The 12,471-nt window shown below is 72.7% G+C and carries 9 protein-coding genes; 2 read left to right on the top strand and 7 right to left on the bottom strand.

What is annotated here, in order from left to right:
* Window positions 1-13 precede the first annotated feature (13 nt).
* Entirely contained in the window at window positions 14-1,213 is a 1,200-nt protein-coding gene (locus tag IEY93_RS02625; protein ID WP_189161303.1) for an MFS transporter, read from the bottom strand.
* A 62-nt stretch (window positions 1,214-1,275) separates the two neighbouring features.
* Entirely contained in the window at window positions 1,276-1,860 is a 585-nt protein-coding gene (locus IEY93_RS02620; RefSeq protein WP_189161302.1) for a DUF1707 SHOCT-like domain-containing protein, read from the bottom strand.
* 227 nt (window positions 1,861-2,087) lie between these two features.
* Between IEY93_RS02620 and IEY93_RS02615 the strand changes: the two genes are divergently transcribed.
* Entirely contained in the window at window positions 2,088-2,924 is an 837-nt protein-coding gene (locus tag IEY93_RS02615) for an alpha/beta fold hydrolase (RefSeq protein ID WP_189161301.1), read from the top strand.
* Complete coding sequence (locus IEY93_RS02610; RefSeq protein WP_189161300.1) at window positions 2,917-3,501, top strand: TetR/AcrR family transcriptional regulator; 585 nt, start codon at window positions 2,917-2,919, stop codon at window positions 3,499-3,501. Before IEY93_RS02615 ends, IEY93_RS02610 begins: the two co-directional genes overlap by 8 nt.
* A 27-nt stretch (window positions 3,502-3,528) precedes the next feature.
* Here IEY93_RS02610 and IEY93_RS02605 read toward each other — a convergent pair whose 3' ends face one another.
* The 5 genes from IEY93_RS02605 to IEY93_RS02585 form a co-directional block, all read right to left on the bottom strand.
* Window positions 3,529-4,332: an acetoacetate decarboxylase family protein gene (locus IEY93_RS02605; protein ID WP_189161299.1), complete on the bottom strand. Its 804-nt coding sequence runs from the start codon at window positions 4,330-4,332 to the stop codon at window positions 3,529-3,531.
* Window positions 4,333-4,735: 403 nt separating this feature from the next.
* The gene (locus IEY93_RS02600) at window positions 4,736-5,854 is read right to left on the bottom strand and encodes a glycosyltransferase (RefSeq protein ID WP_189161298.1); all 1,119 of its coding nucleotides are present in this window, start codon (window positions 5,852-5,854) and stop codon (window positions 4,736-4,738) included.
* 80 nt (window positions 5,855-5,934) lie between these two features.
* Entirely contained in the window at window positions 5,935-7,788 is a 1,854-nt protein-coding gene (locus tag IEY93_RS02595) for an acyltransferase family protein (protein ID WP_189161297.1), read from the bottom strand.
* 451 nt (window positions 7,789-8,239) lie between these two features.
* Window positions 8,240-10,120, bottom strand: a complete 1,881-nt coding sequence (locus tag IEY93_RS02590; RefSeq protein ID WP_229690795.1) for an LCP family protein — start codon at window positions 10,118-10,120, stop codon at window positions 8,240-8,242.
* A gap of 147 nt (window positions 10,121-10,267) precedes the next feature.
* Window positions 10,268-12,256 carry a hypothetical protein gene (locus tag IEY93_RS02585; RefSeq protein WP_189161401.1) on the bottom strand — a complete coding sequence of 663 codons (1,989 nt, stop codon included), beginning with the start codon at window positions 12,254-12,256 and terminating at the stop codon, window positions 10,268-10,270.
* Window positions 12,257-12,471 lie beyond the last annotated feature (215 nt).

Genomic DNA, 12,471 nt, shown 5'->3' with positions numbered 1-12,471 from the left:
TGCCGGTGGTGGGTCAGGTGGATGTGCTCGAGGGGGTGCTGGCGGGGGTCGGGGTGGGGGAGAGGTGGTGGCGGCCGGTGAGGAGGATGAGGAGGCCGATGGCGGTGCCGAGGACTCCGCAGGCGGCGGCCCATGACTGGGTGGACTGTTCGAGGACGGCGCCCACGGCGGTCGAGCCGAGGGCCACGCCGACGGTCATCAGGGTGACCAGCCAGGCGAACGCCTCGGTGACCGTGCCGGCCGGGGCGAGGTCGCCGACCAGGACGAAGCTCGCGGACAGCACGGGTGCCAGGAACAGGCCCGTCACCACCATCACGACGGCCATGTACGGCGGGGACGGCACCAGGCACAGCAGGGCGTAGGAGCAGGCGAGGCCCGCGGTCAGCAGTACGAGGCGCCGCCGCGGCGAGGACGACCAGCGGATGGCGCCGTAGCCCAGCCCGCCGATGAGGGCGCCGCCGGCGTTCAGGGCGAGCATCAGGGCCGCTCCACCGGGCACCTGCTGCCGCTCGGCGTAGGCGATCACCAGGACGTTCAGCGTGCCGAGGGCCACGCCGACCCCGGTGAGGCTCACCAGCAGGACACGCAGGCCAGGGCTGGTGAGCGGGCCGAGCCAGTCGGCGGATCTGGCCGGGGCGCGCCAGGCGCGGGTCGGCGGCGCGGTGGCGACGACGAGGACGCCGAGGCCGCCGACGAGCGCCGCGAGCCACAGCGCGCCCATGGGGGATGCGAAGGCGAGGCAGGCGCCGACCAGCAGTGGGCCGCCGATGAAGACCAGTTCCTGGGACGCGGAGTCGAGGGCGTAGGCCGACTCCAGCCTGCCCGGGGGGACGACGTCCGGCCACAGCGCCCGCAGGCAGGGTTCGAGCGGCGGGGTCGCCGCTCCCGCCAGGACCGCGCCGGTGAAGACGATGGCCGGCGACGATGGCGCGACCGCGATGGCGATCAGGCCGATCCCGGCCAGGACGGCGGCCGGGGCCAGGATCCGGACCTGGCCCACGCGGTCGACCAGGCGGCCGAGCACCGGGCCGCCCACCGCCGCGGCGACGGCGAACGTACCGACCGCCAGGCCGATCACCGTGTACGTCGCGCCGGACTGCCGGAGCGCGAGCGGGATGGCCAGCGGTGCCATGGCGCTGGGAAGGCGTCCGACCAGCGTGCCCACCAGCAGCCTGAGCACGTGCCGGCCGCGGAGCAGATCGAGATATCCCATCACGGGATGATAATGGCCGAAAGCGCGAAAGCCTCAGCGCGTCCCGTCGAGAGGGTGAATGGTCACCACCTCCAGGGGCCGAGGCGGCGCTGGGTGCGGACGACGAGGCTGCCGAAGCGCTGTTTGCCGCGCACCACGAAGTGCAGCCCGTCGCCGGGAATGGGGGAAGTCGTCACCTTGCGCACCTTGGCGCTGCCCGCGATCATCTCGACGTCCTCGACGTCCACCGTGGCACCACGCGGCAGCACCAGCACAGTGGAACCGGCGGTCACGTCGAGGTCGATCTCGACGACCCGGTGCGGGATCCGGGTGTCGGTGAAGTCGAGCTTCACCGACCCGGCCTTGGCGGTCACCAGGAGCTGCCGGGGCACGGTCCACTGGCCGCGCCGTTTCAGGGAGGCCGCCGTGGTGCGCAGCTCGGCCCGATCCCGGATCGGCGCCGACATCGGCGCCCCCGGCAGGTCGGCGAGGAGCGGCTCGACCTCGCCGAACGTGCGCGCGGCGAGCACCGCGTTCAGGCGCTGGGTGAACTCCTCGCCCGTCAGCCGTCCTTCACCCATCGCGGCCTGCAGTCTCTCGGCGACCCGCTCACGATCGGCGTCGGACATCCGCATTTCCGGCGACTGCGGTGCTAGCTCTCCGCTCACGCTCCGACTTTAGACAACCACTTACGGATTTAGGGGATTTCGAGGAGATCGACGGCGGATGCGACGCACCGTTGACCGCCCCCAAGAGTTCGAGCCCTGGAGCCTGGTCGTGAGCGCGCCGGCGCGGTGCTGAGGTCGCACGAGCGGTCACGGTGATGCCTTGACGGCGCCAGCTAATGCCATTAGCTTTAAGGCTAAGCAGAGTAGCTGAACGGATGGAGGGCATCGTGACGGAGTTCCTTGAGGTCGGGGATGGACGGCTCGCCTACGACGTGTCGGGCGAGGGGCCGCTGGTCGTACTGGCGCACGGCATGGGGGACGGCCGGCGGGCGTACCGGCTGCTGGCGCCCCGCCTGGTCGCGGCCGGGTACCGGGTCGCCGCGGTGGACCTGCGCGGTCACGGGGAGTCGAGCACCGGCTGGCCCACCTACACCCGCACCGACGTCGCCGCCGACCTGATCGCGCTCATCCGCCACCTGGGCGGGCCGGCGGTGCTCGTCGGGCACTCCTTCTCCGGCGGTGCGGCCACCATCGCCGCCGCCCGCCACCCCGAACTGGTCAGCGCGGTCGTCGAGATCGGCCCGTTCACCCGGGCGCAGAACATCGACTTCGGTGGCCTGTTGCGGAACGGGCGGCACCGCAAGGGCATCGCACTGCTGATGGCCACCGCAACGCTGCGCAGCATCAAGTTCTGGCGCCGCTACCTCGACCACGCCTACCCCGGCATCCGGCCCGCCGACTACGACGCGTACATGTCCGACCTGGCGACCGCGCTGCGCCGACCGGAACGGATGGCAGTGGTAAGCAAGATGGGCACGTCCGCGCCCACCGACGCCGGCGCCCAGCTCCCGAACCTCACCGTTCCCGCGCTGGTCGTCATGGGCACTCTCGACCCCGACTGGGCCGACCCGCGGGCCGAGGCCGAGGGCGTCGTCGCCGAAATGCCGGCTGGGCGTGGCGTCGTCACGATGATCGACGGCGCCGGCCACTACCCGCACGCGCAGTTCCCCGCCGAGGTCGCCGAGGCCATGCTGCGCTTTCTGAAGGACGACATCCGTGGCTAGGGCGGGGCTCTCGCCGGACGCGGTCGTCGACCTCGCGCTCGCCATCATCGACGAGGACGGCCCGGCCGCGGTCACCCTGGCGGCGGTGGCCGGGCGCGCGGGCGTCGCCACGCCGTCGCTGTACAAGCACGTGCGCAACCTTGCTGAACTCAACGACCTGGTGTCCGTGCGCGTCATGAACGAGCTGGCGGACCGGTTGCGCGAGGCGCTGCTCGGCCGCTCCGGAGACGAGGCGTTGCGCGCCTTCATGCACGCCTACCGGGACTACGCCGTCGCCAACCCCGGCCGGTACGCCGCGATGAGCCAGGCCGCGCCCCCCGAGGGTGGCGCCCAGGCCAAGGCGGCCGACGCGCTGGTCGGCATCGTGGTCGGCGCGCTCCGCGGGTACGGGCTGAAGGGGGCTGACGTCATCCACGCGACGCGATGCCTGCGCGCCGCCGCCCATGGCTTCGCCGTCCTGGAGACCGCCGGAGGCTTCGGCCTGCCCGCCGACACGGACGACACCTACGCCCTCCTGCATCACATGATCATCACCGGCCTGGCCAAGCCGGCCCGGAGCCAGGACCGCACCTTCTGACGGACGATGCCGCCGGACGAGACGGTGTCAGTGGTCGTGCGGCTGAGGATCGCGGAGGGGGTGGGCGGGGTGGAAGGTCATTTTCACGCGGGTGGCGGTGGCGGTCAGTAGGGCGCGTTTGGGGAGGCCCAGTTCGCTGAGTTCTTTGGCGATGGGATGGTTGCCGAGCCTGATCAGCGCTCCGCCGGGGCGGGCGCGCAGGCCGCGGAGACGGGTCGTCCAGGGGATGCGCCGGGTCACCCCGTCCAGACGGGTGTAGGCGTCCAGGTCGATCGAGCCGCCGCCCGGGACGGTCAGGCCGGGGATGGGGATGCCTGGCGGGGGTGGGCCGGGTACGGGCATGCCGGGGCGGAGCAGCAGGTCGATCACCAGGCGGCCGTCCTTGCGCAGCACGCACCGCTTGTAGGGGGAGGACAGCCGGATGTCCACCTCGGCCATCTCCTTGGGGAACCCCCAGATCGACCGGCCGGCCTCCAGAGTGAAGCCCTGGTCCACCGGCAGCCAGTGGACGAACGCGCCCGCGCCGTGCCGGCGCAGGTCGGCGAGCCCGGCCAGCGCGCCGCGCGCGGTGGGCCGCGCCGCGCCCGGCGGGCGGACCACGAAGCCCATGCCGAACTCGTTGTAGGAGCCGAGGTCGCCGTCGTTGTACCGGATGAAACCCAGCACGCACAGCGCCCGGCCGGGCAGCACCTCGGTGACGTCCAGATCGGAGTAGGCGAGCACGGCGCGGGCGGCGCCGGCCCGGACCAGGTAGAGGGCGGCGCAGACGGCGGCGTCCCTGACCTCCACGGGCATGGTGACCCGGCGTCCCTGGATGAGATGGCTAGTCACAGCGTCCAGTACACCAACCAAGCATGTCGGGCGCCAGCCGTACGGGGACCGGATCCGCCGTCGTTCCCGACGGCCGTATGGCGACGCGAGGTGGTTCGGTGGAGGTGCGCCACGGATGGCTTGCCCCCTATGCGCCTTGGGCGAAGGCCGGGAGCAGGTGGGTGCGCGGAAGCGGGGACTCCGATCGAGGGTGTCGTGGCCGCCGGCGAGCGTGCATGCGCCGATGACGGCGACGCATCTGCCGGCGGACGCGGTGGACATGGATGCGGTGCGGCGGGACGGAAGGACGGAGGGCGGGAAAGCCGGAGCGGTCGAGCGAGGGCGGCGTGGGTTGACGCGGGGGCCGGCGCGGAAGCCGGGGCTTCGGGCGAGGGCGGCGTGGTTGACGCGGAAGCCGGGGCGGTCAGGCGAGGGCGGCGTGGGTGCGGGCGGGGGCCAGGGCGGGTGCGGTGGCCCACTCCTCCAGCCGGGCCACGAACTCGCGGGCCTGGTCGGGCCAGTGGTAGTGGCCGCGCGCCTCGGCGTACCCGTGGGCGCCCATCACGACCCGCCGCTCGGGGTCGTCGCGCAGCCGCAGCACGGCCTGCGCGACCGCGTCCACGTCGCCGTAGGGGACGATCACCCCGCAGTCGGCGCGGCCGACGATCGAGGCGGCGAGCGGCAGCGGCGTGGTGACCACCGGCACGCCCCTGGCCATGTACTCGATGACCTTGGTGGGCAGCGACTGCCGGTAGTTCGGCACGTCGTGCAGCAGCGAGAGCCCGGCCAGCGCCCCGTGGACCATGCGCAGCGCGTGATCGTTGGGCACGTACCCGAACCAGTCGAGCAGACCCTCACGCTGCGCGTCGCGCAAGGCAGGGCGCACCTCGGGATCGGCCGCGCCGACCAGGTCCAGCCGGATGCCGTGCGGACGGAGCCTGCGCGCCAGCTCGATCATCTCCAGCGCGCCCCTGGCCTCGGAGAGCTGGCCGACGTAGATCACGCGGTTCGCGCCGGGCAGCGGCGGCGGCGTCTCGGGGACGTAGGTGGTGTTCGGGATCACGGGGTGGTCGCCGGCGAAGCGGTCGCGGTAGGCCGCCTCGGCGAGGATCAGGTGCAGCCGCCGCTCGGCCCGGTGCTCGATGCGGCGCAGCAGGCCGGGCAGCATCCGGCGCGCGGACGGCGGAAGGTAGGTCTTGGTGTCCAGGGCGCCCACAGTGTCCTCGTGCACGTCCCACACCGTGGCCGGACGTCGTCGCGGCAGCGCGAACAGCAGCTCGATGTCGTGGATCAGCAGCAGATCGGCGTCCCGCACACCCTTGCGGAGCGCGGCACGCGCCGCGTTCAGCGCGTGCCCACGGCGCAGGCCGACGGCGCGCGGCACATCGATCGCCCGGATCTCCTGGGGCGGGGTGACGTTGCAGTGGGTGAACGGCGCGACGTACGTCACCTCGTGCCCGGCGTCGAGCAGCGCCCGGATCTGACGGTGCATGATCCGCGCGTCCTCCGGGTGGTGGACGACCGTGCCGACACATACCTTCATGTGTCGATGCTGAGCGCCGTTGCCATCCTGCCCGGGTGCGTACCGTGAATCACAAAGGAAATGCGGCTGAACATCCGCCGTTAGGACGCCGCCTGCCTGGCCTGGCCGGACGGCCTGCGATAAAGCCAGACCAGACGTGGTTCGAGCAGCCACTTGAACACGGTGCGCGTCTCGGGCAGGCACAGCAGGATCGCCAGGGCGAAGGCGCTGCACATGATGGCCATCACCCCGAGCGGCCCGTACAGCCAGGGGAAGCTCAGCCAGCCCATCTCTTTGGCGATCAGCACGGGGACGCCGTGCAGCAGGTAGCAGTACAGCGTGCGGGTGCCGAGCTCGGAGAACCACGTGTTGCGGCGCGGCACCAGCGCGAGGATCGCCACCGAGACGGTCAGCGCGGCGACCAGGAGCCCGGCGCGCATGGCCATGCCCAGCCACCAGGACAGGTGCAGCTCGGCGTAGCTGTCCTTGTAGTAGATCGGGTCGAGCGGCACGTGCGGCGCGATGAGGATCGCCACCCCCGCCGCGCCGACGAGCACGACGACCGAGAGGATCTTCACCCACACGCGGTTCAGCATCTCGAAGTGGCGCGGCTGCAGCCACAGGCCGAGGACGAAGAACGGCATCAGCCCGAAGAAGCGGTCCATGCTGAAGTCGCCCGGCAGGTCGGACAGGCCGGCGAGGAGGTACACCGCGACCGCGATCGGCAGCGGGTAGCGCATGCGCTTCCACACGGGCGTGGAGAGCCGCCACAGCAGCAGCGCCAGCAGGTACCAGTTCAGCCAGGCCGGATCGATGATCGTTAGGCTCCACTTCTGTCCCAGCGCGAAGCGGAGCACGGCGTAGCCGATCTCCACGATCACGTACGGCACAAGGAAGGTGTCGACGAGCTTGTTGGTCTTGGCGTTGGAGTTCCAGAAGTTGCGGCTCAGATAGCCACTGATGATCACGAACAGCGGCATGTGGAACACGTAGATGAACAGGTAGGCCGCGCGCGAGGAGTGCGCCGACAGCGTGGGCACGAGCGCGTGCCCGGCGGGCACCAGCGCGATGAGCAGGAACTTCACGTTGTCCAGGTACGGCTCGCGGGCGCGCTTGGCCGGCTGTGGCGGCGGGGGCGCCTCCTCGGGCGCGGGCCGGTCCCAGTCGTCCATCGCGGGGTCGGCGGGCCGGCCGGGCTGACCTCCCCAGGCGGCGCCCGGCCCGGCGGTCATCGCGCCGGTGAGAACGGGCGCGGCGGACTCGTGGACGGCGGGGCGCTGCCAGTAGGAGAAACCGTCCGCGGCGGGCTCGGCGGCCACGTGGTCCTCGCGGGCGGCGCGGTGGTCATCGCGCTCGGGCCGCCCGCCCTGCCAGGCGGCACGGCCCTCGTGCGCCGGCCGCTCGGCCTCCCACCGGCCCTCCTGGGCCGTGGGCCGGCCGTCCTGGGTCGGGCGCTGGTCGTGCCAGGCGGGGGCGGCGTGCCCGTCCGTTCGGGAAGAGCCGGCGTCCTGCCTCTGACGGGCGGAGCCGTGGTCGTCCCAGTCGGGGCGGTCGAAGGTGAAGGTCTCGGGATCGTCGGCGGCCGGCGGCCGGCCCGAGCGCGGGGCGCGCCGCGGCAGCCTGGCGCCGCCGGACGCACCGCCGGCATCGGGCCCGCTGGTCGTGCCGTACGCGTCGAGCCCGTTGCTCGTTCCGTACCCGCCGGACGTGCTGTTCGCATCGCCGGCGCCACCCGTGCCGTGGCCGGCGCCAGCGCTCGCGCCGGACGCACCCGCGGCGAAGTCGGGGGCGGGCCAGCGCGGCCCGCCGTCGTGGTCGCCGGTGGGGGAGCGGTGGCGGTCCCAGGCTCCCGTGGGCGGCTCGGCGTAGTCGGGGATCGGCCAGCGAGCGGTGGGCGCGTCCTCCTCGGGCGAGCCGGAGCCCGTGCCGGGAGCCGCGAGTGGGTCGGCGGGCACCTGTCCTCGTCCATCGGGCGGAGCGGCCCCGCCGGCGCCGGTGGAGACGCCTTCGGTGCGGGATGCCGATGCCTGGAAAGAGGATCTGGAGTCACTCACGGGGGAAACGCTCGGCTATCTGTCGGGAACCAGGGGCACCTTCTGATGGTGGCGGTCATCCTCGGCCGATGCGGCGGAACGGGACCCGAGAACACGCCTGCCAGATCATCCACCCTAACGCTCCGATCTTCAAATGTCGCGACGGACCAGCAAGTTGCCCTGGCCCGCCACCTCTCCCACGACCGTCCGCATCGCCTTCCGCACAGGTCCACCCCAGGTCGGCCGCCCTTTCGGGGCCGGTCGCCGGCATCCGGGATCGGCCGCCGCGGAGCCGGTCCCGCAGGCCGGCGCGGGCATGGAAAAGGGCCCGGTCCGGGGGAATCGGACCGGGCCCTCGTGCCGCCTTGACGGGTCAGGTGCTGCAGACGTCGGTCTTGGCGTCCACGACCCGGGCGCTGTCGGGGATGGTGACCGGGACCTTGACGTTCTTGAAGTCGGCGCCGATGACCAGCTGGATGATGGGCGAGCCGGCCGGCGGCGTCGCGGTCGTCCCGGCGGGCGCCGTGGCGTTCACCGACGGGGTGAACGGCTGCAGCAGCGCGGCCTTGACCTTGCCCGCGGCCGGGGCGACCTTGGGCACGACCTTGTCGGACACCGGGGCCGCGTAGCCGGCGCCCTCCGTGGCGTTCTTGGCGTACAGCAGCATGGTCTTGGGCCGGTCGGTGCCGTCGGCGTTGCGCGCGTCGCCGACCTGGGTGACCTTGAAGCCCTGCGCCGCGAGGGCCTCGGCGACCTCTCTGGCCTTGCCGGCGGTGTTGGTGCCGTTGAGCACCTGGATGCGCACCTGGCCGGGCTTGATCGCCGGCTTGGCGGGGCCGGTGGAGGCGGCCGCGCTCGGCTTGGCGCTCGGGGTCACCTCGACGTCGGTACGCAGGGACTCGAACATCTTGCCCGCGTCCGGCTGCTTCCACTGCACGCGGTTCTTGTCCTCCGGGTACGGCTGCCAGGGAACCGTGACGAACTTGATGCCCTTGGCGGTGAGGCTGCGCGCGCTCTGCCCGATCTGGAACATGGTGTCCACGTCGAGCTGCGGGTCGGTCACGATCGAGTGCGCGGCGGCCCTGATCAGGGCCAGCAGCTTGACCGGATCGGTGAGGGTGTCGCCGCTGGTGGCCTTCTTCACGACCTGGGACAGGAAGATCTGCTGGCGCTTGATGCGGCTGATGTCGCTGCCGTCGCCGAGGGAGTGGCGGGCCCGGACGTACGCGAGGGCGGTCTCGCCCTTGACGGTCTGCTTGCCCGCCGCCAGGTGGAGCTTGGCCTGCCGGTCGTCGACGGCGTGCGGCACACAGATCTGGATGCCCTCAAGCGCGTCGACGATGGCCTTGAAGCCGGTGAAGTCGACCTTGATGAAGTGGTCGATACGAATCTTGGTGTTCGCCTCGATCGTGTTGATCGTGCAGGCCATGCTGCCCTCGTTGAAGGCGGAGTTGATCATGTCGAGCCGTGGCGGCATGGTCGCTCCGGTGCGTGCGTTCCTGCACGACGGGATCTGCACCATCGAGTCGCGCGGGAAGCTGATCAGTGTGGCCTTGTCGCGGTTCGGCGACACGTGCATCAAGATGATCGTGTCGGTGCGCTCGCCCAGGTCGCCCATGTGCTGGCCGTACTTCTTGTTGTCGCCGGCCCGCGAGTCGGAGCCGACCACCAGGACGTTCAGCGCGCCGGTGGCGTTCACCGGGCGGTTGGCGTTGAGGTCGCCGGCGACGTCCTCGGTGCGCACCTCGCCCAGGACGTTGCGGTACAGCGTGTAGCCGGTGAGCGCGAGCAGCACCAGGACGCCGGTGAGCGCGACGCTGACATAGGCCAGGAGGCGCATGCGCCGGTCGCCGCCGCCGTGCGGGGGCGGCGGCAGGGGCGGCTCCCCGGGACCGCCGCCCCGGCGCCGGGACCGGGCCGGTGACTCCTCCGTCGGCGGAGCCGGCTCGACCGGGGCGCCACGCTGGCGGCGGCCGCGTGGCGCCTCTACCGTGGCGAAGTCCTGCGGCCCGGACGCCGGGAAGTCCTGCGGCCCGGACGGGTGGTTCTCGTACGGCCCCTGCGGGCCGGCCGGCCTCGGCGGCGGGGGGAACTGCCGCGGGTCGGGAGGAATGCCTCGGCGGCCACGGCCTCCCTCGCGCGGTGGGCCCTCGGCCGGTGGCTCCATCGCCCGGCCGCGGCTCGCCCGGCGACCGGATGGAGAGGACGCCGCCCGCTGGTCGGTGACCGGCGCGCCGTATCGGTGCTCGCTCATTTCGTCACGAGGTTAGGTCACCGGCCCGGCTCTGGGCGGCATGATCGGAGGAACAGGTGCATGATCATGATTACTCCAGAGGGGGTCGATTCGGCCGCCAAGCATACCGACCTGAGCTTATTTCCTGGAATAACGGAATCGGTGACTTTACTGGAAGTTCACAGGATCGGCAGGTCGCGGCCGTTCTGACCGGCCCGGCCGCCCCGCCGTAAGGAGTGCGGCGGCGAGGCACGCCAGCGGGACGGCGGGCAGGACGTAGCGGTAGTCGAACTCCGCTGTGGCCGCAGGAAGCACCAGCAACGACACCGCCACGACCCACGGCAACGCCCACCCCGTCCCACGGCCCCTCCATCGCCCATCGGCGCCGGCCGCCGCGTCCGCTCCGGAGCCTTCGGCCGGCGCGCTGGTCCTGTCCGGCGTGGCGACACGGTCTGCCGCGGAGACACGGTCCGACGTGGGGGCGCAGCCCGGTGCGGGGGCGTGGTCCGACGCTGGTGCGCAGCCCGGCGCGGGAGCGTGGTCCGACGTGGGTGCATGACCCGGTGCGCGGTTGCGGCGACGGCCATGCACGGCTCGGACGGCGGCCAGGGCGGGGGGGAGCAGCAGGACGGCGAGCAGCGCCGTGCCGGGCGTCCTGGCCACGCCCTGGTAGGCGCGCAGCCACCCGGCGAACGGCTCCACCACACGCGTGTCGATGGCCCCGCGCTCGTAGCGCACCGCGAGCTCGGCGCCGTGCCGGGCCGGGTAGCCGTCCGGCGGCGCGGGAGCGCGCGTGGGGAACTCGTAGTAGTCGTAGGTCTCCCGGTCAGGATAGACCGGCCGCCCCCAGGAGAACGACCTGGCCAGCTCGGTGAGCACCGAGGCCGCGTAGTCGGCGGGCTGACCGCGCAGCGCGAGGAACGCGAACCGTCCCGCGAGCCGGTCGGTCTCCTGGGTGAAGGTGATGCCCGGCAGCTTCACCAGCGGCGCGTCAGGCGCCCAGACGTACCACTGGGACGGCGGGCGCCGGGAGGGCGGCCGGTCGTCGCACAGCACCGCCAGGTCGGGCGGCGGCCGCAGCACCGCGCAGTCGGCGAACGACATCGTGCGCCCGTACAGGAACACCCCGTTGGCGCCCACGATGCCGAACCGCTGGTAGGTGCCCCAGAACCAGGCTCCGTACCCCACGATCGGCACCAGCGCCGCCGCGACCAGCACCCCCGCCAGCCCTGCCCTGCCCCGAATGGGTGCGCCTGGGAGCCAGGCCCGGATCCTGCCCCGAGTGGGCATGCCGGGCGACCGGTTCCGGGGTGTTCGGCCGGCTGTCACTCCGCGCTCCGGCAGGGATGGCTCCGCACCTGAGGAAGGGGGAGTGGGGTCGAGCGTGACGTTCCCCGGGCCCGGAGCGGCTGAGGAGGCCGGGGAATCGGCCCGGTGGGCGTCCTCGCTCGCCCGGCGGCGCTTCACGGAGGCGGTGCGGGGGAGCAGGAGCCAGGCGGCGACCACCGCGATCAGCGGCAGGCCGATCGTCCGGGTGAGGGTCGCCGCGCCCAGCAGCGCCCCCGCCCCGGCCGCCGCCCGCCAGACGATCGGACCACGCCGGCCGAGCAGGACGAAGACGGCTGCCACCAGCAGGAAGGCGAAGAGGGTGTCGGAGACGAGCAGGTGCTCGAGCTGCACCTGGTAGGCGTCCAGCAGCACCGGCACGGTGGCGGGCACCGCCGCCCACACCCGCCCGCCCGCCCGCAGCACGGCGGCGTAGACCAGCACGCCCATGGCCAGCCCGAGGAGGTGCTGGACGGCGACCACGCCCCCGAAGGAGTGGAACGGCTCCAGCAGGCGCAGGAACATGGAGTACCCGGCGGGGCGTACGAGATCGGGACGGGGACGCAACGCCGTCACCACGTAGGTGTAGGAGTCGGGGAACCACAGCGCGGGCCGGTAGCCGAGCATGGCCACCACCCGCAGCGCCGCGCCGAGCCCGAGCACCCCCAGGAACCAGCGGTGCCTCCCTGCGGCGCGCCGTGCCCACGCCGGCCACGCCCGCACCCGTATGCCGAACGTGGACCGTCGCTCTGGCGCGCCGGGCTGCTGCCGCCCATCCATGCCGCTCATGGCATGCTCGCCGCCTGCCCGGGACCGGGCCGGTGTGGTCACCCGTGGCTCCTTCCGGATGCCGGCGGACGCCGTGCGTCCGTTCCCACCCGCGTTCCTCGTGTCCGGACGGTGAGCGGGAAAGCCGCCCTCAAGGGCATCTCGGAGTGGCGCCGCCGGACGGCACCGCCCGGCGTTCGTCCTGCCACCACGTCACCCCCGGCCGGTCGCTCATGGACGGCCCGGATCGACGTCCGGACCTGGGCCCTGACCTGTGA

This window comes from Sphaerisporangium melleum (assembly GCF_014646695.1).
Lineage (GTDB): Bacteria > Actinomycetota > Actinomycetes > Streptosporangiales > Streptosporangiaceae > Sphaerisporangium > Sphaerisporangium melleum.
Note: the sequence above shows the minus strand (reverse complement) of the source record. Positions and strands in the feature narration are given on the sequence as shown.